The 18,993-nt window shown below is 66.0% G+C and carries 15 protein-coding genes; 4 read left to right on the forward strand and 11 right to left on the reverse strand.

Going from position 1 to position 18,993, the window contains the following annotated elements:
* Window positions 1-22: 22 nt before the first annotated feature.
* The 4 genes from purU to QF038_RS19520 all read right to left on the reverse strand — a co-directional run bounded on the left by purU (window position 23) and on the right by QF038_RS19520 (window position 5,842).
* The gene (gene purU, locus QF038_RS19505) at window positions 23-952 is read right to left on the reverse strand and encodes a formyltetrahydrofolate deformylase (RefSeq protein WP_307612425.1); all 930 of its coding nucleotides are present in this window, start codon (window positions 950-952) and stop codon (window positions 23-25) included.
* Window positions 953-961: 9 nt separating this feature from the next.
* Window positions 962-2,869, reverse strand: a complete 1,908-nt coding sequence (locus QF038_RS19510) for a BCCT family transporter (RefSeq protein ID WP_307612427.1) — start codon at window positions 2,867-2,869, stop codon at window positions 962-964.
* A gap of 256 nt (window positions 2,870-3,125) precedes the next feature.
* A complete protein-coding gene (locus tag QF038_RS19515; protein WP_307612429.1) occupies window positions 3,126-4,541 on the reverse strand; it encodes a ferredoxin reductase in 1,416 nt (471 codons plus the stop codon).
* A complete protein-coding gene (locus tag QF038_RS19520; protein WP_307612431.1) occupies window positions 4,538-5,842 on the reverse strand; it encodes an aromatic ring-hydroxylating dioxygenase subunit alpha in 1,305 nt (434 codons plus the stop codon). The genes QF038_RS19515 and QF038_RS19520 overlap by 4 nt, the downstream gene beginning before the upstream one ends.
* 157 nt (window positions 5,843-5,999) lie before the next feature.
* On the opposite strand from QF038_RS19520, the gene QF038_RS19525 reads away from it, so the two are divergent.
* Window positions 6,000-6,932 carry a LysR family transcriptional regulator gene (locus QF038_RS19525; protein ID WP_307612432.1) on the forward strand — a complete coding sequence of 311 codons (933 nt, stop codon included), beginning with the start codon at window positions 6,000-6,002 and terminating at the stop codon, window positions 6,930-6,932.
* Between the two features lie 32 nt (window positions 6,933-6,964).
* On the opposite strand, the gene QF038_RS19530 is transcribed toward QF038_RS19525, so the two are convergent.
* From QF038_RS19530 to QF038_RS19545, 4 genes are all read right to left on the reverse strand, one after another.
* A complete protein-coding gene (locus QF038_RS19530) occupies window positions 6,965-8,743 on the reverse strand; it encodes a biotin carboxylase N-terminal domain-containing protein (RefSeq protein ID WP_307612435.1) in 1,779 nt (592 codons plus the stop codon).
* Between the two features lie 7 nt (window positions 8,744-8,750).
* Window positions 8,751-10,484: a carboxyltransferase domain-containing protein gene (locus QF038_RS19535; protein WP_307612437.1), complete on the reverse strand. Its 1,734-nt coding sequence runs from the start codon at window positions 10,482-10,484 to the stop codon at window positions 8,751-8,753.
* A 19-nt stretch (window positions 10,485-10,503) separates the two neighbouring features.
* On the reverse strand, window positions 10,504-11,856 hold the full coding sequence (locus QF038_RS19540; protein WP_307612439.1) for an MFS transporter: 1,353 nt from the start codon (window positions 11,854-11,856) through the stop codon (window positions 10,504-10,506).
* Window positions 11,857-11,931: 75 nt separating this feature from the next.
* Entirely contained in the window at window positions 11,932-12,690 is a 759-nt protein-coding gene (locus tag QF038_RS19545; RefSeq protein ID WP_307612440.1) for a LamB/YcsF family protein, read from the reverse strand.
* 107 nt (window positions 12,691-12,797) lie between these two features.
* Between QF038_RS19545 and QF038_RS19550 the strand changes: the two genes are divergently transcribed.
* Window positions 12,798-13,487, forward strand: coding sequence for a GntR family transcriptional regulator (locus tag QF038_RS19550; RefSeq protein ID WP_307612443.1), 690 nt, complete (start codon window positions 12,798-12,800; stop codon window positions 13,485-13,487).
* A gap of 15 nt (window positions 13,488-13,502) precedes the next feature.
* Here QF038_RS19550 and QF038_RS19555 read toward each other — a convergent pair whose 3' ends face one another.
* Both QF038_RS19555 and QF038_RS19560 read right to left on the reverse strand, forming a co-directional pair.
* Window positions 13,503-14,312 (reverse strand): IclR family transcriptional regulator, encoded by an 810-nt coding sequence (locus QF038_RS19555; RefSeq protein ID WP_307612445.1) that lies wholly within the window; start codon window positions 14,310-14,312, stop codon window positions 13,503-13,505.
* Between the two features lie 94 nt (window positions 14,313-14,406).
* Window positions 14,407-15,621 carry a response regulator transcription factor family protein gene (locus QF038_RS19560; protein ID WP_307613538.1) on the reverse strand — a complete coding sequence of 405 codons (1,215 nt, stop codon included), beginning with the start codon at window positions 15,619-15,621 and terminating at the stop codon, window positions 14,407-14,409.
* Window positions 15,622-15,810: 189 nt separating this feature from the next.
* Between QF038_RS19560 and hxlB the strand changes: the two genes are divergently transcribed.
* Window positions 15,811-16,419 (forward strand): 6-phospho-3-hexuloisomerase, encoded by a 609-nt coding sequence (gene hxlB / locus QF038_RS19565; protein WP_307612447.1) that lies wholly within the window; start codon window positions 15,811-15,813, stop codon window positions 16,417-16,419.
* A 57-nt stretch (window positions 16,420-16,476) separates the two neighbouring features.
* Window positions 16,477-17,100 (forward strand): 3-hexulose-6-phosphate synthase, encoded by a 624-nt coding sequence (gene hxlA / locus QF038_RS19570; protein WP_307612448.1) that lies wholly within the window; start codon window positions 16,477-16,479, stop codon window positions 17,098-17,100.
* A 106-nt stretch (window positions 17,101-17,206) separates the two neighbouring features.
* Here hxlA and QF038_RS19575 read toward each other — a convergent pair whose 3' ends face one another.
* Window positions 17,207-18,769 carry a glycoside hydrolase family 32 protein gene (locus QF038_RS19575; RefSeq protein WP_307613539.1) on the reverse strand — a complete coding sequence of 521 codons (1,563 nt, stop codon included), beginning with the start codon at window positions 18,767-18,769 and terminating at the stop codon, window positions 17,207-17,209.
* Between the last annotated feature and the right edge of the window lie 224 nt (window positions 18,770-18,993).

The raw sequence follows: 18,993 nt of genomic DNA on the forward strand, positions 1-18,993 counted from the left end.
TTTCTCCTGTTTTGCGTTGGCGTTAGCGGAAGACGACGGTGCGGGTGTTGTTGAGCAGGACCCTGTGCTGGCTGTGCCACTTAACTGCACGGGACAGTGCCTGGGATTCCGCGTCCCTGCCGACCGTGACCAGTGCATTCGGGTCCAGGCTGTGGTCCACCCGGAACACTTCCTGCTCGATGATCGGGCCCTCGTCCAGGTCTGCGGTGACGTAGTGCGCGGTGGCTCCGATGAGCTTCACGCCACGGTCGTAGGCCTGGTGGTACGGCTTGGCGCCCTTGAAACCGGGCAGGAAGGAATGGTGGATGTTGATGGCGCGGCCGCGGAGGCTGGCGCACAGGTCGTTGGACAGGACCTGCATGTAGCGTGCAAGGACCACCAGGTCCGCGTTGTACTCGGCCACCAGTTCCAGCAGGCGCGCTTCAGCTTCGGGCTTGGTAGCGGCCGTCACGGGGACGTGGATGAACGGCAGGCCGGCGGCTTCCGCCATGGGGCGAAGGTCCTCGTGGTTGGACACCACGACGGCGATCTCCGCACCCAGGCTGCCGGCGCGCCAACGGAAGATGAGGTCGTTGAGGCAGTGGCCGAACTTCGAAACCATCACCAGCAGTCGCTGGGGGCGGCCGTCGTGGATGGCGAATTCCATGTCGAACTCATCGGCGATGGCGGCGAACTCTGCGCTGAGGCCTTCCGCGGAAACTTCATTGTCTCCCGGAGTGAAGGCGGTGCGCAGGTAGAGCTTGCCGCTGATGTGGTCATCGAACTGCTGGTGTTCAACGATGTCGAAGCCGCGGTCGGCGAGGAATGCCGTGATCGCCCGTACGATTCCGGGGCGCTCCGGGCACGCAAGGGTAAGGACGTACTGTACGGTGTCGGTGCCGCGGACGCCGGCAACGTCGCCGGCCTCCACCGTCACGTTACCGGTGGGGCGGCCTTCGAGGACTGTGGTCATGGTCTACTCCTAATTCTTTGCTTGGGCTAGGGTGTCAGCGGGGGAAGCCGCGCAGCGGCCGTCGTCCGGACAGCGCTGATCACATTGATGCTTGGTAACGAGATCGAACTGGACGCCGCCGTGCTGGTCCACGCCGCTGCGAATGGCGCGCTCCACTACGGAGTCCGCCAGCCGGCGCCGGAGGGACAGAGGATCCCGGCGCAGGTCCTTGACCAGGGCGAAGCACAGCAGCAGCATGACCAGCACGAACGGCAGGGCCGCCACGATGGTGATCCGCTGCAGGCCGGAGAGCGCCTCTGAGGGTTCATCACCGCCGGCGAGCATCATCACGGCAGCTACTGCGCCGGTGAGCAGGCCCCAGAAGATGACCAGGCCGCGCTTCGGGTCGGAAGACCCGTTGGAGCTCAGGGATGCCATGATGATCGATGCGGAATCGGCTCCGGTGATGAAGAAGATGGCCACCAGGACCATGGCGAGAACCACCACTGCTGCGGTGAGCCAGGCAGGCATGGACATGTTCCGGACCAGGTCGAACAGGGCGCCGTCGAAGTCGATGGACGGTGACCCGCTGGCCATGGACACCAGGCCGGGGGTGCCCGCCTTGTCCGCTTCCTCCTGGACGTGGAAGGCCGTGCCGCCGAAGATGCCGAACCAGATGACGCTGACGATGCTGGGGACCAGCAGGACGCCGGTCACGAACTGGCGGATGGTGCGGCCGCGGCTGATGCGGGCGATGAACATGCCCACGAACGGCGTCCACGATACCCACCAGGCCCAGTAGAAGATGGTCCAGCCGGACATCCAGGTCCGGAGCGCTTCGTCGCCCACTGCTTCGGTGCGGGAGGACATCTCGGCGAGGTCCCTGGCGTAGTCACCGACTGCTGCGGGAATGAGGTTGAGGATGAACAGGGTGGGCCCGGCGAGGAAAACGATGAGCGCCAGGATCACGGCCAGGACCATGTTGATGTTGGACAGCCACTGGATGCCGCGGCTGATGCCGGAGACCGCAGAGGCCACGAAGCATGCTGTCAGGACGGCGACGATGGCCACCAGGACGGGTGTTCCCACTTCTCCGATCCAGCCGTTTGAGGTCAGGCCGCTGCCGATCTGGAGGGCGCCGAGGCCCAGGGATGCTGCCGTGCCGAAGAGCGTGGCGAAGATGGCCAGGATGTTGATGAACTTGCCCACCGGCCCTTCCACCGTCCTGATGCCGAACAGCGACGTGAAGGCAGCAGAGATCAGCTGCCGGCGGCCCAGGCGGTAGGTGCCGTAGGCCATGGCAATGCCCACGACGGCGTACATCGCCCAAGGGTGCAGGGTCCAGTGGAAGATGGAGGTCGCCATGGCCGTCTGGATGGCTGCCGGCGTCCGTCCGTCCACCGTTCCCGGCGGCGGGGAGATGTAGTGGTAGAGCGGCTCGGCCACACCGTAGAACATCAGGCCGATGCCCATGCCGGCCGCAAACATCATGGCGATCCATGAAATGGTCCGGAACTCGGGCTTCTCGCCGTCCTTGCCAAGGGGGATGTTGCCCCACTTGCCCAGGGCCAGCCAGAGGACGAAAACAACGAACAGCGAGGCCAGGACCATAAAGAGCCAGCCGGTGTATTCCATCACCCAGTTCAGGGCGGCTGTTGACGTGGCGGCCAGGCTGTCCCGGCCCAGGAAGCCCCACGCCACAAAAGCAAGGGCGAGGACTCCGGTGATGCCGAAGGTGGCCTTGTCGAGGGTGAGCTTACGGTTCCGCCGTTGTGCCACCGCCTGTTCGGCCTTGGTCTGGCGGAGTTCCTGCATGATCTGTTCGGTGTCCTCCGCGTCGTGCGAGGAAGGAGAGTTCTCGGGTGCAGGAACGAGCTGGGGCTCCTCCAGCTCGTTGGGGGGTTGGGCATCCGTGCGGATGTCGCTGTTCAAAGCCATGTCAAGTCCTTTGGTTTGAATTCATGGGCTCACGCTGTACTCCGGCGTCCCCAAACCGGGTGGAAGATCGGGGCTTCCTGGCATTCATTGATCAAGGTCAGCTTTGCTTCCATCGCGGGCGGGTGTTCCGTAAAGAACAACACGTCTCGCCATAAGCAACAGAGTGGCCCTAATCACAGTGACGTGTCAAGGTATTTCTGAAGTCTTAAGCTGTATTTCAGGGGTTCCGGCTGCGCCTTGACAACCGGACCAGGGGCTAGGCATCGATAACCAGGTCCGTCTGCGCTGTGGAGCAGCAGGGCAGGAACTTGCCTGCAGAGATTTCCCGCGCCCGGATTCCGCCCTGGTGGTTCATCTCGACCTCTCCTGCAAGCTTGACCACCTTGCAGGAGCCGCACATGCCTTCCTTGCAGTTCGCGCCGATCCTGACGCCGGCGCGCTGGGCCGCCTCGAGGATGTGTTCGGTGGGGTCGATCCGCACATTGATGCCGGTACGCATGAAGGACATGGTGAGACTGCCCGTTCCCACCGTGTTGAAGGTGGAGGCGTCAGGGGCTCCGGCTTCCGGTTCGCTGCCCGGGCTGTCGGCGGCGGGGCTGGAACCGGGCGCCTCCGGATCGCTGATTTCCAGCGGCAGCCCCGAGGCCTGCAGAGTCCCGTCGGCGTCGTAGCCAGGCTCGTAGAGCCCGAACGCTGCGGGCTGGCTTTCAAAGTAGTCCTCGGCGGAATCAGCGATTTCCTCTGCGATTTCCTCTGCAATGTCCGTTGCCAGCGCCACCTCCGCCTGGTATTCAAGGAGCGTCTGGCGGTCTCCCGAGAAGAACTCCATGTATATGGAAGTGTCATCGACGCCGACCTTTTGGAGGAGCTCGGTGGCGGTGTTCAAGTAACCCTCGGGACCGCATGCGTATACCTGCCGGCCGTTGGCATCGGGGGCCACCTCCTCGAGCATGGCCGCCGTCAGCCTTCCGCTGAGCCCTTCCCACCCCTCCGGTACGCTGCGGTCGCCCAGGGAGTAGTGGACCTTGAAGCGGGAGTCCACGGAGGCGATGTAGGCCAATTCCCGGTGGAAGGCAAAGCCTCCGGCATCCGAGCCGTGGTAGAGCACCACAACATCTGCGTGTCCGGGCAGCGAATGGATGGTCCGCACCATGGACATGATGGGCGTGATGCCTGCGCCGGCAGCGAGCAGGAGATACCGTGCCCGCCGGTCGGCGTCGGGCAGGTGGAATGCTCCTACCGGTCCGAGCATCTCAAGAACGGTGCCGGGTTTGACGTTCTCGTGCACCCAGGGCGAGACCAATCCGGTGGGGTCGCACTTGACGGTAATGCTGAACGTCCAGGGCTCGGTGGGCGAACTGGACAGCGAGTAGCTGCGGTCCACCGGTTCCTGATCCTCGCCGTTCACGGGAAACGCGACGTTCACGTACTGGCCGGCACGAAACGCCAGGGGCGCACCGTCGCAGCGCCGGAACACGAAGGTCATCATGGCGCCGGCCTCGGAAACGGTCTCGACGCATTCGGCCATGAACTCCTGCGGATGCCACGGGCCCAGCGCACGGGCTGCCCGCGCGGGCGTCTCGGGGCTTCCCATCACCCTGTTCCACGGCATCTCAAGACCGCGAATTCGCTGTGGTTCCTGGATTGCCGTTTCAGTGAGGAGTTCAATCATGCCAAGTGCTCCTGCACGCGCTGCACGTACCAGTTGATGAATGCCTCGACCTGGTATTCGCTCTTCATGTACGGACCGGGCTCGTACGCGGGACTGCCGGCACCCTGCTGGCACAGCTCCACGAACGCCTTGTCCTGCAGGTTCGTTTGCTTCCAGGTGTAGGTGAGCTTCTCCAGGTCGTAGTCGACGCCTTCCACGGCGTCGTCAGCCACCAGCCAGGTGGTGCGTACGAGGCTCTGGTGTTCGTTGATGGGGAAGACGCCGAACGTGATGACGTGGTCGCTCTGGAAGTGGAACCAGCTGTTGGGCTGCAGGTGCATCGAGCAGCGGCCAAGGCGGAAGTCCGGCAAGTCGCCCAGCAGCTTCTTGGAGAGCCTGCGCCCGTCCGCGGAGAACGATTCACCCTCTCCATCGAGTGATTCCCGCGAGATACGGATTCCCGCGATGCGCGTGTCAAGCTGCTCGACCACCTCATAGGGAAGGCCGTAGCGGCGGCAACGCTCCTCGAGGGAGGACTGGGCGTCCTTGTTCCGGTTCCACACTTCCTCAAGGTGGGGCGGAATCAGGCCCTCGGTCAGGCCCCAGGTGGGGAAGAGGGAGCAGGCCAGCTCAGGGTGGCCGTCGCAGTGGTAGCACTCACGGTTGTTCTCCATGACGAGCTTCCAGTTGCCCTCTTCGATGATGTTCTGCTGGTACGCGATTTTTGTCTTTGAGAGATCGTGGGGCGCCAGGTAGGGCTCAAAGATCTTTGCGGTTTCGTCGAAGTCCGTCGGCGGTTCATCAGCGATGCAGACGAAGATGAGCCCGGCGACCTCGCGGCCGTGGGCGCGCTTGAGGCCGAAGCAGCTCTTGTCGAACTTCGTTTCCCCCGGCGCGGAGGCATGGATCAGATTGCCCTCCGGAGAGTAGGTCCAGGAGTGGTAGCCGCAGACCAGGTTTCCGGTTGACCCGGCAGCTTCGGTGAGGACGCGGGCGCCGCGGTGGCGGCATACGTTGTGCAGGACGTTCACGGCGCCGTCGTCGTTGCGCAGCACAATCAGGGAGTAGGGCCCGTAGTCGACGGTGACGTAGTCGCCCGGCTCCGGCAGTTCGGCAGTGCTGGCGGCAAAGATCCAGTGCTGGCCGAAAATGGCCTCCATGTCGATGTTGAAGATCGACCGATCGGTGTAGAAGGGGGCATCGAGGGAGTAGCCGGTGCGCCGGAACTCAAACAACGCGCTGATTTCTGCCAGCTGCTCTGCAGGCAGGGACGCAGCGAGTTTTCCGCGTGAATTGAGGGGCACGTTCACTGAAGCAGTCATGGGTTTCCTCCCGGGAGGCATGGGTAGTGGGTGTTGCGTTGGCCATGCGTGCGCGGGTGCTACCGGCATGGTCGAAGTAGTTGTACTGATGAGATTAGGGTCACAACAGCTGCAACAAAAGCGCAAGATTTTGAAGATAACCATGCACAATGGATGCATGATCGATCCACGGCTCATAACACTTCGGGTGTTTGCCCGGTGCGGCACTGTTGGCGCCACCGCGGAACTCACAGGGTATTCTCCCTCCGCGGTCTCCGCGCAGTTGCGGGAGCTTCAGCGCGTGCTGGGAATGCAGCTGCTGACGAAGGACGGCCGGGGTGTGCGGCTGACCGCCACGGGCCGCTTTCTCGTGGAGGGCTCGGACACCCTCATCACTGAATGGGAGAGCCTGCGCGCCGCGGCCATGGAGGCCGGCGACCAGATGCAGTCCCGTTTTGGCCTCGGCGGATTCTCCACCGCGGCCGCCCAGTTGCTCGCGCCGCTGGCCGCCACCCTGCGCTCAACACGCCCCCTGCTGGAGGTGCAGGTTCTTGAGGCTGATCCGGCCCGCTGCTTCGACCTGTTGGTTGCGGAACGAATCGACCTTGCAGTCATTGTCGCCATGCAGTCCGACAGTTACGGTGAGGACGATCCGCGCTTCGAGCAAAGAGTTCTGCTCGACGATCCACTGGACGTCATCATTCCCGGTGACCATCCGCTGGCATCACGCGAAACAGCGACGCTTGAAGAACTGGCATCGGAACCCTGGATCACGGAGTCCGCCGGTTCCACCTACCATTCCCTCTTCACCGCGGCGTTCACGGCAGTCGGGGTGACACCGCGGATTGCCCATGAAGCCGTAGAATGGGAAACCCACATCGCGTTCGTGGGTGCGGGGCTGGGCGTCGGCCTGCTGCCCCGGCTGGCGCCTTTGCACGGTGCCGAAAACGTGGTTCGGCTACGCATCACCGGTAAGACGAAACCCACCCGCCGTATTATCGCCGCGGTGCGCAGGGGCAGCATCGCCTCACCCCTGATCCAGGAGTCGCTCGGCATCCTGCAGGTCAACGCCAACCGGATCCTCACCAGCCGGCTCGACGAGGACCTCTGAGCGCTGCCGGCGGGGGTGCGCCGGCTCCGCGATCAGGTCCCGATAGTCGCCAGTACAGCGCCGGCAGTCACCACGCCGCCGGCTTCCGCCCGGATATCCGTGATAGTCCCGCCTCGGTGGGCAGCCACCTGGGTTTCCATCTTCATGGCTTCAAGGACGACGACGGGGTCCCCCGCCGCCACTTCGGCGCCCGGCTGCACGAGCCACTTCACCACGGTCCCGGCCATGTCCGCCCGCAGGTCGCCGGGGTCAACGGCGCCGGAGTCGACTGCATGGGCGGGAGTGCCGCCGTCGAGCCCTTCCTCCACAGAAACGCCTTGCGGAATGCTTCCGCCAGAGCGTGCCCAGCCATCCAGCAGGTCCGCGGGAAGGCCGACGGCGAGGCGCCGGCCGTCGACGTCAACGGTGATAGTGCGCCGCGCGCCGTCCGGAACGGAGGTGCCGAACTCGGGATCCGCCCCGACAGCGTCCGCAAAGTCCGTCTCGATCCACCGGGTGTGGACGGCGAGCGCGGCCTCTGACGTGAAGTCGGGGGCCTGGACCACGGCGCGGTGGAACAGCAGGACCGTGGCCACGCCGGTGATCTCCATTTCCGCCAGGGCCCGGCGGGCCCGGCGCAGCGCCTGCTGCCGGTCAGCGCCGGTGACGATCAGCTTGGCCAGCAGGGAATCGAACTGCGGCGCCACGATGGAACCCGCACGCACCCCCGAGTCCAGCCGCACTCCCGGGCCCGTAGGCCCGCTGAAGGTGGCGATGGTTCCGGGCGAGGGCAGGAAACCCCGGCCCACGTCCTCGGCATTGAGCCGGAATTCAAAGGAGTGTCCGCGCGGCGTGGGATCGGAGGCAAACCGCAGGGGCTCGCCGGCGGCAATCCGGAACTGTTCCTGGACCAGGTCCACGCCGGTGGTCTCCTCCGTGATGGGGTGCTCCACCTGGAGGCGTGTGTTCACCTCGAGGAACGCTACGGTCCCGTCCGCGGCCACCAGGAATTCCACGGTCCCGGCACCGGAGTAGGCGGCTTCCCGGCACACGGCCTTCGCGGCGTCGTAAATCTGCCCGGTCTGCTCCCCGGTGAGGAACGGTGCCGGCGCCTCTTCCACCAGCTTCTGGTGGCGGCGCTGCAGGGAGCAGTCGCGCGTTCCCACCACCACCACATTGCCGTGCAGGTCGGCGAGCACTTGGGCTTCCACGTGCCGGGGCCGGTCCAGGTACCGTTCCACAAAGCATTCGCCGCGGCCGAAGGCCACCACCGCTTCGCGGACTGCCGAGTCGAAGGCCTCCTCAATCTGGTCCATTTCACGGACCACTTTCAGCCCGCGCCCGCCGCCGCCGAAGGCCGCCTTGATAGCCACCGGCAGGCCGTGCTCTTCGGCGAAGGCACGTGCTTCGGCAGCGGTTGCCACGGGCCCGTCGCTGCCCGCTACCAGCGGGGCGCCTGCACGGACGGCGATCTCCCGGGCCGTGATCTTGTTGCCCAGCAGCCGGATGGCTTCCGGTGACGGCCCGATCCACGTCAGGCCCGCATCCAGGACACCCTGGGCAAAGTCGGCGTTCTCGGACAGGAACCCGTAGCCCGGGTGCACTGCATCCGCACCGGACTCCGCAGCCACGCGGAGCAGCCGGGGGATGTCCAGGTAGGTTTCGGACGGCGTGTTGCCGCCCAGGCTGTAGGCCTCGGAAGCCGCGCCCACATGCAGGGCATCGGCGTCCACGTCCGCGTACACCGCCACGGGCTCCAGGCCGGCGTCCTCGCAGGCACGGGCGATGCGGACGGCGATCTCTCCGCGGTTGGCAATCAGGACCTTGCGCATATGCTGCTCACTTTGTCTGGGTAGCGTCGGGGGAAGTCTGGGTATTGGCGGGCAGTGGGTACCCGGGAGCCCAGCGGAACCTGATGCGGCCCCCGATGGGGACCTGGGCGGCGAGGTCCAGCTGGTGGTCCACCACCACGGCCACCACAGGGTAGCCGCCGGTAATGGGGTGGTCCGCGAGGAACAGCACTGGCCGCCCCTCGGGCGGAATCTGGAGGGCCCCGGCCACGGTCCCCTCGCTGGCCAGTTCCCCCTTCCGGCTCCGTTCCAGGGGCCTGCCGTCCAGGCGCATTCCCACCCGGTTGGAACGGGGCGTCACCGTCCAGTCCTGGCCGCAGAGCGATTCCAGCGCGGCGGCGTCAAACCACTCATCCCGCGGTCCCGGCACGATGTCCAGGACGGTCACTCCGGTGTCCGGATAGTCCGGCTGCACCTCAGGATTGCCCACCACGTTGGAGGAGGTGGCCTTCCCTGCCTTGAGGAACCCGCCCGAGGCCAGGGGTTCGGGGCCGATTCCGGACATGGTGTCGGTGGAACGGCTTCCCAGCACCGGTACGGTGTCCACTCCGCCCCGGACGGCGAGGTAGGTGCGGAATCCGCGCTCCGGCGCCCCGAGGGTCAGGACCTCACCGTCCAGCAGGGCAAACGCCGTGGCCATCGGCGCGTTGCGCACCCGCCGGGACCGGCCGCCGTCGTCCCCGGCCGCACTGTCCTCGGCAGTGTTGGTGCCGGCCGTGCCAGCGCCGGGAACGTCCGACGGTGGTGCAATGGTCAGTGCCACCGGCGCGCCGGTGACGGCCAGCACCTGGTCCCCCACCGCCTGCACACGGAGCCCGCCGGCCACGGTTTCCACGAGGGCGGCCGATGGCTGGTTGCCCACAATCCGGTTGGCGCGGCGCAGGGAAGAACGATCCAATGCCCCCGCTGCTGACACTCCCAGCCCGCCGTGGCCATGACGGCCCAGGTCCTGGATCAGGCTCTGGAGTCCGGGCGACAGGATCCGCAGGCCGGAAGCGGCACCGGCATCCTGGGCGCCGGCATCTGTAACGCTTTCAGCCGGGGAGGCGGGGTCCGAAACCTCCACCAGCTCCCGCACCGCCCGGAACTGCACCCGGTCCCCCGGCGCAGCCAAAGCCGGCTGCTCCCGCCCAAGATCCCACATCCGGGCGGAGGTGCGGCCGATCAGCTGCCAGCCGCCCGGCGACTGCCGCGGATACACGGCCGAGTAGTTGCCGGCAAGCGCCACCGATCCCGCCGGGACCACGGTGCGCGGTGAACTCCGCCGCGGGACTTCCAAGGACTGGTTCTCCCCCACCATGTACCCAAAGCCCGGCGCGAAGCCGCCGAAGGCCACGGTCCAGACCTGTCCCGTGTGAGCTGCCACCACTCCTTCAATCCCGAGCCCGGTCAGCCGGCCCACTTCGGCGAGGTCCTCACCGTCGTACACGGTCTCGATCTGCACCAGCTTGCCTTCGGACTGCGCCTGGCCCGTCAGGTCCAGCTCCGGCAGCCGGGCCGCGATGCGCCGCGCGGACTGGGGCGAATCTGCCCTAACCAGCACGGTTTCTGCGGCTGCCAGGACATCAACCTGGCCTGGCAACGGGTGCTCCAGGAGCACGGCCTGCAGCGCCAGCACGTCCTGGAGCCCTGCCAGTTCGGCCAGCACCGCGGTGGTGCCCACGGGCCGGACAGCGACAACCCGGGCGGCGGGGCCGGCGGTGGTGTTCGTGACTGTTTCCATGGAAAGACGGCCGCGCCGCTCAGGCGCGGCTCTCCCCTGCCTGGCCGGTGTGGAGCAGTTGGAGGTCCGCTTCCGGCTCCGGGTCGCGGCCCAGGCGCATGCCGACGATGGTGACGATGGCCGTCAAGAGCATGTAACCGGCGATCAGGTACCAGCCGCCGGACGCTGCGCCGTAGAGCGCGGTGAAAATCAGCGGAGCCACGGCGCCGCCCACCACGCCGGCAAGGGTGTAGGCCAGGGAACTGCCGGCGTAGCGGAGCCGGGCCGGGAACTGCTCGGTGATGAAGGCAGCCTGTGGGCCGTACATAAAGGCGTGCAGGGCCAGCCCGATCACCACGCCGATCGTCAGCATCACCACGGACTTGCCGGAGATCATGAGGAAGAACAGCGGAATGTAGGCGGCGGTTGCGGCGGCGGTGATGCCGTACACCCAGCGCCGGTTCACGCGGTCGGTGAGGGCGCCGGCAGCCGGAATCAGCAAGAGCTGGAAGGCGGAGCCAATGAGGATAGCCGCCAGCACGTTGCCCGTGGTCATACCCAGTTCCTTGGTGGCGTAGACGGCCACGAACACGGTGAACAGGGCGTAAAGGACATCGGGGCACACCCGTGAGAGGGCGGCCGAGACGAGGGCCCGCGGCTCGGTGGTGAAGACTTCCTTGATGGGCGCCTTGGGGCGGTCCCCTTTGGCCTGGATGGCCTTGAAGACCGGGGTCTCCTCAAGCTTGAGGCGGATGATCAGGCCGAACACCACCAGCAGGGCGGAGGCGAGGAACGCCACGCGCCAGCCCCAGGAGAGGAATGCTTCGGTGCTGAGCGAGGCGGCCAGGATGGCCAGGACGCCGTTGGCCATCAGGTTGCCGGCGGGCGGCCCGATCTGCGCCGCAGAGGACCAGAAGCCGCGCTTGTTGGGGTCGCCGAATTCGCTGGACAGCAGCACCGCACCGCCCCATTCGCCGCCGACGCCGATGCCCTGGGCCAGGCGCAGGAGCACCAGGATGGTGGGGGCCGCGGCGCCGATCACCGAGTAGTCGGGCAGCGCACCGATGAGGACGGTGGCGACGCCGATCAGCACCAGGGTGAACACCAGGACGTACTTGCGGCCGATTTTGTCGCCCAGGCGGCCGAAGATGACACCGCCGATGGGGCGTGCCAGGTAGCCCACCGCGAAGGCGGAGAAGGAGAGGAGCAGCCCCACGAACTCGTCATTCGAGGGGAAGAAGATCTTTGGGAACACCAGTGCCGAGGCGACGGAGTAGATGGCGAAGTCGTAGTACTCCAGCGACGTGCCGGTGAGGCTGGCAATGTAGGCCTTCAGCGCGCCGGCCGGCGGCTTCCTTGCCGCGGTCCTGGCTGCTTTGTTGGTGCCGGTCATGTTTCCTCCGGGGGGATGAGGGATGGTGCAGGGGGATGGAAATAGTGCGGGGCCTGGATGCGGCCGGGACTGGGTTCAGAGGAACGAGCCGATGCTGACACCGGCGTCCTCAAGTGCGGACTTCACGGCGGCCGCCATGGCTACGGCCCCCGGTGAGTCACCATGCACGCAGATGCTTTCTGCGCGGATCTTTAGGATGGATCCGTCGACGGCCCGGATGGAGCCTTCCGTGGCCATCCTTAATACATGCTCCGCCACTTCGGCAGGGTCGTGAAGGACCGCTGCGGGCTGTGAACGGGAGACAAGTGTTCCATCCGGGTTGTAGGCGCGGTCCGCGAAGGCCTCCGTAACTGCCCGCAGGCCCGCTTCCTCCGCAAGCCGCAGGACCTCGGAACCGGGGAGGCCCAGAATGGGCAGGCCCGGGTCAACAGATTTCACTGCGTCGACGACGGCCTGTGCCTGGGCGGCGTGACTGACGATGGCGTTGTAGAGGCCGCCGTGCGGCTTGACGTACTGGACACGGGCTCCCTCCGCCGCTGCGAGGGCCTGCAGGGCCCCGATCTGGTAGACGACGTCGTCGGCCAGTTCCAGGGGGCTGACATCCAGGAAACGGCGGCCGAAACCTGCCAGGTCCCGGTAGCCCACATGGGCGCCGATGGCCACGCCAGCGGCCGCCGCGTTCCGGCAGGTCCGGCGGATGACTGTGGGATCACCTGCATGGAATCCACAGGCCACGTTCGCGCTGGACACCGAACCGAACATGGCCGCGTCATCGCCCAAGGTCCAGCGGCCAAAGGACTCGCCCACATCGCTGTTGAGGTCGATGGTTGTCATTTGTGATTCCCGTCTCATTAATGGCTCCCCACTAGCATGCACTAAAAATCAGAATTGTTCAACGATCCTTCGATTCAACGATGTGGCGATCGTGTAAATTTTCCGGTATGACCTCTCCCAGCCCCACCGTCCGGCCGGCTCCTGGCCGCCTCCGGGTCGCAGTACCTTCCGTGGCCGAGCGGGTGGCGGAGGAATTACGGCGCCAACTGGCGGAGGGAACACTGTTGCCGGGAACCCGCCTCACCGAGTCCACCATCGCCGAGGACCTGGGGGTTTCCCGCAACACCGTGCGGGAGGCCTTCGCCGAACTTGCCAGCGAACGGCTGGTGGTCCGCCTCCCCAACCGCGGCGTTTTTGTGGCCGCCCTCGATGCAGGGGACATCCACGATCTCTACACGGTCCGCCGGGCCATCGAAGTCAGCGCGGTCCGCGGCGGAGGCAGCGCCGAGGACATCGCTGCGGTCCGGGCAGCCGTGGAGGAAGGCAAACGTGCCGCGGCAGCCGGCGACGACGAAGCCCTGGGGACTGCCAACCAGCATTTCCACGGTGCCGTCGTTGCGATGGCCGGCAGCCCGCGGCTGAACAGCATCATGAGCCAGGTGCTGGCGGAAATGCGCCTGTTCTTTCACAAGGCCACCATGGATGCAGATTTTTACCGGCACTACCTGCCGGATAACGAGGCGATCTGCGCTGCCCTCGAGTCCGGGGAGTTGGACCGTGCAGCCAACCTCCTGCTGGCGTACCTGGACCGCTCGGAGGAGAACCTGAGCGATGTACACGGGGCCGATGCAGGCTAAGTGCAGGGCGTCACATCACCGGCGCGGGTTATAGCCCATCCTGGCGCTGACCTGCAGCCCGGCTTGCTGGAGGCCTTCGATGAGTCCCGGCACCGTCTCCGGGTCGAAGCGGAAGGCCGGTCCGGAGATGCTGATGGCCCCGATCACCGCGCCCAGGTGATTGTAGACCGGAACGGCGACTGCCGTAAGGCCGATCTCGAACTCTTCCCGCACCACGCCGTACCCGTCGCGCGCGACGTCGAGCAGCTGGGTTTCGAGTTCCTTCCGGTTGGTGATGGTCCGCGGAGTCCGCGGCGGCAGGCCCGTTTCCTTCAGGATGCGTTCCCGCTCCTCGGCGGGCAGTGCGGCCAGCAGGACCTTTCCGCTGGAGGTGGCGTGGAGTGGCGTCAGGTTCCCCACCCAGTCATAGGTGGCCAGGGTGGACGGGCCCATCGCCTGGTCCACGTTGACGGCGTAATTGGAGCGGAGAACGGCCAGGTTGACCGTTTCCTTGAACTCCTCCGCGAGGGCCTCGAGCACGGGCCGGGCCTCGCGGACCAGGCTGAGCCTGCCCGGGATGGAGCTGGCCAGCCGGAGGATGCCAAAGCCCAGCTGGTATTTGCCGCGCTCGCTGTTCTGGTGGACCATTTCCCTGCTCACCAGCGAACCGAGCAGCCGGGAGACGGTGGATTTGTGGATGCCCATTTCCTCGGCAATATCGCTCACGCCTGCGTGGCCGTCCCGCGCCAGGATCTCCAGGACCGCGAGGGCACGGTCCACGGACTGCACGCCGCCGTGGCCCGCCTCCGCATCGGCGTCGGGTTCCCGGTCATTGTTCGAAGCCATGATCCATACTCCCGCCCGTGGCACCGTCGGGTTGGTTCCACAGTTTCGATCCTAGACCGGGAGCTGTGACGGAGCTGACATTGCGTTAAGCGCGTTAACGCAGGCCCTTGCTGTGCGCGAGCGCCATGGCTTCCGTCCGGGAGGAGGCGCCGATTTTCCGGTAGAGGTTGCGGAGGTGGAACTTCACGGTGTTCTCGCTGATGTGCAGTTTCGCGGCGATACCCCGGTTACGCTGCCCTGCGGCAAGCAGCTGCAGCACCTCGAGTTCGCGCTCCCCCAGGTTCCAGTCGGCCACCTCGGCCAGCGGGCGGGCTGGCGGGTCCAGCGGGAGGGTGACGGCGACGTCGGCACCCCAGCCGGGCATCACGTCCACGCCCATGCTGCCGTTGAGGGCTTCGACGCGCTGTACGAGGCGCGCCATGGCCGGCGCCGATGCGGACAATTCGCCGGGGCCGTCGTCGCGCACGTTGATGAGCAGGTTCACGCCGTCGCAATCCCACTGGGTCCGGACCCGGCGGACGCCCTGCTGGTCCACCATCGCCAGCACCAGTCCGCGCACAATGGCCCTCGCTGCGTGCGCAACCTCGCCGGGAAGCGCCCGGCCGTTGACCGGCGGTTCGATGAACTGCACGTCGATCCCGCTGAAGTTCATCAGCGGGCGAAGGTCCTCGCGGAGGCGCTGGAAAGCTGAGGCTACAGGCTCCTCGACGAGGTCCGTGGTCCGGTCGCTGAGTGTGCGCAGGCCCACCAGGGCTTTGGCTGCGACATCAGTTGCGGCGGTGCGGGCGGCAGTGTCGGCCAGCGCGGGGGACCTGAGCGCCGCAAGCAGGGTCTCGAGGGTGGTGGAGTGCTGGTCCACCAGTTCGGCCGTCACCCGCAGGCGTTCGGCCGAAGCGGCGCGGGATTCAACGAGGTACGACGGCGGCGCATCAGCCACCTTTTCGCGGATCCGTTCGGCCGCCAGCCGCCAGAGGTAGTTGAGCAGCCACTGCGGGTCCGGCCCAGCGTCGGAGGCTGGAATTGGCTGCGGGTCGGAGAGGACCAACAGTGCGTTGCTGGGCGACGTCATGGCGAGGATCTGCCGGATTCCGCCGCCGAAGGTGGCCTCGCCGCGCCACGTCCCGCCGTGCCCGTCGGCCAGGAGCGTGGCCCGGATGGCGTCAAGCTCTGCGATCGAGACCCGGCTGATGATGGCCTCGGCCCCGGACTTCTTCTGCGGGCGGCCGGTGCAGTCTTCGGTGAAAATCACCAGTGAACTCGATTCCCAGCAGGGATTGATGGCTTCCCGCAGCCAGTGGGCAATCTCCATCAGCGGAGCACCAGCCAGGGCGGCGACGGCTTCAAGCAAGGCGGTGTTGGGGCGATCCACCTGCCCAGCGTACGGGACTTGCGCGGAACCACCTACCCCTTTGGGTAGTGCGGACTGCCCGATCATGGCATTGGACCCACCCGCAGGACGGGCGAGCATTGAAGGGTCACAACGTCCAAGGAGGTACGCATGAGCGCTATCGCAGCAACAGACCCGGCCCAATCAGTCCTGACCGGAACGTCCCGTGCCTTTGACCAGAACCGCGCTTTGGTCCTGGATGAGATCAGCACGGTCTTCCAGCGGGTCGACCCCGAAGAGGTGGCCGCCCTGGTGACGGAGCTGAGGCTGGCCGACAGGATCTTCGTGACCGGCGCCGGCCGCAGCGGCCTGGTCCTGAAAATGGCGGCAATGCGGCTGATGCACCTCGGACTGACCGTGCACGTGGTGGGCGAGACCACAGCACCTGCCATCCGGGCCGGCGACCTGCTGCTCGCAGCATCCGGTTCCGGCACCACCGCCAGCGTGGTCAAAGCGGCGGAAACCGCCGTCGCCCAGGGTGCCCGCGTGGCCGCCTACACCACCAGCAAAGGTTCCCCGCTCGCCAACGCCGCGGCCGCCGTCGTCTTAATTCCTGCCGCGCAGAAGACGGACCACGGCTCGGCAGTGACCCGGCAGTACTCCGGCAGCCTCTTCGAGCAGGTGCTGTTCGCCTCCACCGAGGCCGTATTCCAAAGCCTGTGGGACGAGGACGCCGCGGCCCCGGAGGACCTCTGGCAGCGCCACGCAAACCTCGAGTAAGTTTCGCCCTCCTTTACCCTCCGCAACAACAACCCCTCAACCCGAAAGAAATCGAACATGAAACTGCAAGTCGCCATGGATGTCCTCACCGTCGAAGCCGCCCTTGACCTCGCCGGCAAAGTCGCCGAATACGTGGACATCATCGAACTGGGCACACCGCTGGTGAAGAACGCCGGGCTGTCCGCCGTCACCGCCGTCAAGACCGCCCACCCGGACAAGATTGTGTTCGCCGACATGAAGACCATGGACGCCGGCGAACTGGAGGCCGAGATCGCCTTCGCCGCCGGCGCGGACCTGGTTTCCGTCCTGGGCAGCGCCGACGATTCCACCATCGCCGGCGCGGTGAAGGCGGCCCAGGCCCACAACAAGGGGATTGTGGTGGACCTGATCGGTGTTGCGGACAAGGTCACCCGGGCCAAGGAAGCCCGTGCGCTGGGTGCCAAGTTCATCGAATTCCACGCCGGCCTGGATGAGCAGGCGAAGCCCGGCTACAACCTGGACGTGCTGTTGAGCGCCGGCGAAGAGGCCCGCGTCCCGTTCTCCGTAGCCGGTGGCGTCAACCTTTCCACCATTGAAGCGGTGCAGCGTGCAGGTGCTGACGTGGCCGTCGTCGGCGGTTCCATCTACAGCGCCGACGACCCCGCCGTCGCTGCGAAGGAACTGAAGGCCGCGATCATCTAACGTTGATTGAGCCTGTCGAAATCCGGGCTTTGTCGAAATCTGAGCTTGTATAAATCACGACGGCGGCCCTTACCTTTTGGTGGGGGCCGCCGTTTCGCCTTGCGGGCTATTCAAACGAACGGATTTTGATGCGGGAGAAGGTGGCGGGGCCGCCATCGGAGTACAGGGAAATCCCGGTGTCACCCTGCGCAAAATGCACCTGTTGCGAGAGCACCGTGTGGCCGCCATTGACGAACACTTCGACGCTCTGCGTATCAACGAAGATCCGCAAATGTACTGAACGTGCGGCCGGATCAATGGGTGCCGCCGCCCGCGTGTACGGGACCAGTGAGAAGCCCGCCTGGTCCGACGGCGCCCGGTCCACGTACAGCCCGTTGCCGTATTTGCCAATGTTCGTATGCCGCGTACCGTCACTTGAGCGGCCCACTGAAAGGCCGACGTTCGCGGCCGCCTCCCACGATATGTCCAGCTCCAGCTCGTACGCACGGCCGCACCACGGCAACACTGTGCTTCCGTTCACTGAGCGGTCCGGGAGGGTGGTGGTGGCCGTGGCATACTGCGTCAGGGCCCCGATCGGACTGCTGAGCAGCGAGTACCACCCGCCTTCCTGGCGCTCCAGGCGCAGTTCGCGGACGATCGAGTTCTGGCCGTTGTACCCGTCAGTGGCATCGGTGGGAACATCACGGGCGGCGTACTTCCAGTTGTTCATCCAGCCGATCGCGTACCGCCGCGTTTCAGGCGCCTCCGCCACGGGCCAGGTGACGGCGCCGTACCAGTCCCAGCCCCAGTCGAGCCATTGCGGGTTGCTGACGTCGTCCGCGAGGAACTGCTCCCCGTCCCATGTTCCAGTCCAATAGGCGTAAGTCATGGCCAGCCCGATGCTGTAGGCGTCCATGCTGGCACCGAGCACCCAGTGCCGGGTGCCGTCATTGGCTGTCATCTCGAACAGGTCCGGGCACTCGGTCCCGCCCAGGGCGTGGTTCGGGAAGTCGAAGTTGCGCTTAAGCTGCCAGTTGCGCAGGTCCGTTGACGTATAGAAGGCCGCGTACCGGGCACGGCCAATGACGCACACCCACTCGCCGCGCGCCGCGTCCCAGTGGATCTTCGGATCGCGGAACCACTCCGCATTCTCGATCTCCGCCTGCGTGGTAGCGGTCCGGCCGTCGCTGTTGAAGATCACCGGATCGGGCAGTGCGGTGAAGGTGTAGCCACCGTCGGTTGACCAGTACAGGTACTGCTCCTGGTACTTGCGGATGCCGCCCGTGGGCTGCGTGGCCAGCACCACAACGGCACCGGCGCCGAAGCCGCCAGTATTCGCAGTGTCCACAACGGCCGAGCCTGACCACACCGGGAAGTCCGTCTGCAGCGGCAGCGCCACTCCATGGTGGGTGAAGGACACTCCGTCGGCGGTGGTGGCGTGGTCCCAGCCGCCCTGGCCGTTGTTCTGCGTGGAATGCAGGTAGTAGAGGTGGCAGGCGCCATCCACATAGACCGGGCGCTGGGGGTCGCAGAGCCAGCCGGACGGCGGCGTCATATGGAAAACGGCCCGCAAGGACGCCAGGTCCCGGGAGTGGGCGGGTACGGCAGGCACGGCGCTGCTTATGAACAGTGCGAGGGCTCCTGCTCCTGTGCCCTGCAGGACATGGCGGCGGGAACTGGCATGGTTCATCATTGACTTCCTCTCGTGGGGGGCGGCTCTGCCCGAGCGCCCGGTGGTGCACCTTCGTTGGCGTCCGGTCACCCTTTTGATTAAGCGCTTAAGCACGAGAAGCTACCGCCGGAGTGACCTTCTGGTCAAGCGTTTAGGCAAAAAGCGCCGCTACTATTGGCAGCTTCCACGGCTCCCGATGCAACTTTGCTAAAACGCTTGATCATGGACGCGATCAGCGCTAT

It is taken from the genome of Pseudarthrobacter sp. W1I19 (assembly GCF_030817835.1).
In the GTDB taxonomy this organism is placed as follows: Bacteria; Actinomycetota; Actinomycetes; order Actinomycetales; family Micrococcaceae; genus Arthrobacter.

Coding starts and splice junctions, on each gene's coding strand:
- QF038_RS19550 (WP_307612443.1), top strand. CDS start 12,798: ATGACCTCTCCCAGCCCCACCGTCCGGCCGGCTCCTGGCCGCCTCCGG.
- QF038_RS19545 (WP_307612440.1), bottom strand. CDS start 12,690: ATGACAACCATCGACCTCAACAGCGATGTGGGCGAGTCCTTTGGCCGC.
- QF038_RS19560 (WP_307613538.1), bottom strand. CDS start 15,621: ATGGAGATTGCCCACTGGCTGCGGGAAGCCATCAATCCCTGCTGGGAA.
- QF038_RS19510 (WP_307612427.1), bottom strand. CDS start 2,869: ATGGCTTTGAACAGCGACATCCGCACGGATGCCCAACCCCCCAACGAG.
- QF038_RS19575 (WP_307613539.1), bottom strand. CDS start 18,769: ATGAACCATGCCAGTTCCCGCCGCCATGTCCTGCAGGGCACAGGAGCA.
- QF038_RS19555 (WP_307612445.1), bottom strand. CDS start 14,312: ATGGCTTCGAACAATGACCGGGAACCCGACGCCGATGCGGAGGCGGGC.
- QF038_RS19515 (WP_307612429.1), bottom strand. CDS start 4,541: ATGATTGAACTCCTCACTGAAACGGCAATCCAGGAACCACAGCGAATT.
- QF038_RS19520 (WP_307612431.1), bottom strand. CDS start 5,842: ATGACTGCTTCAGTGAACGTGCCCCTCAATTCACGCGGAAAACTCGCT.
- QF038_RS19540 (WP_307612439.1), bottom strand. CDS start 11,856: ATGACCGGCACCAACAAAGCAGCCAGGACCGCGGCAAGGAAGCCGCCG.
- purU (WP_307612425.1), bottom strand. CDS start 952: ATGACCACAGTCCTCGAAGGCCGCCCCACCGGTAACGTGACGGTGGAG.
- hxlB (WP_307612447.1), top strand. CDS start 15,811: ATGAGCGCTATCGCAGCAACAGACCCGGCCCAATCAGTCCTGACCGGA.
- hxlA (WP_307612448.1), top strand. CDS start 16,477: ATGAAACTGCAAGTCGCCATGGATGTCCTCACCGTCGAAGCCGCCCTT.
- QF038_RS19530 (WP_307612435.1), bottom strand. CDS start 8,743: ATGCGCAAGGTCCTGATTGCCAACCGCGGAGAGATCGCCGTCCGCATC.
- QF038_RS19535 (WP_307612437.1), bottom strand. CDS start 10,484: ATGGAAACAGTCACGAACACCACCGCCGGCCCCGCCGCCCGGGTTGTC.
- QF038_RS19525 (WP_307612432.1), top strand. CDS start 6,000: ATGATCGATCCACGGCTCATAACACTTCGGGTGTTTGCCCGGTGCGGC.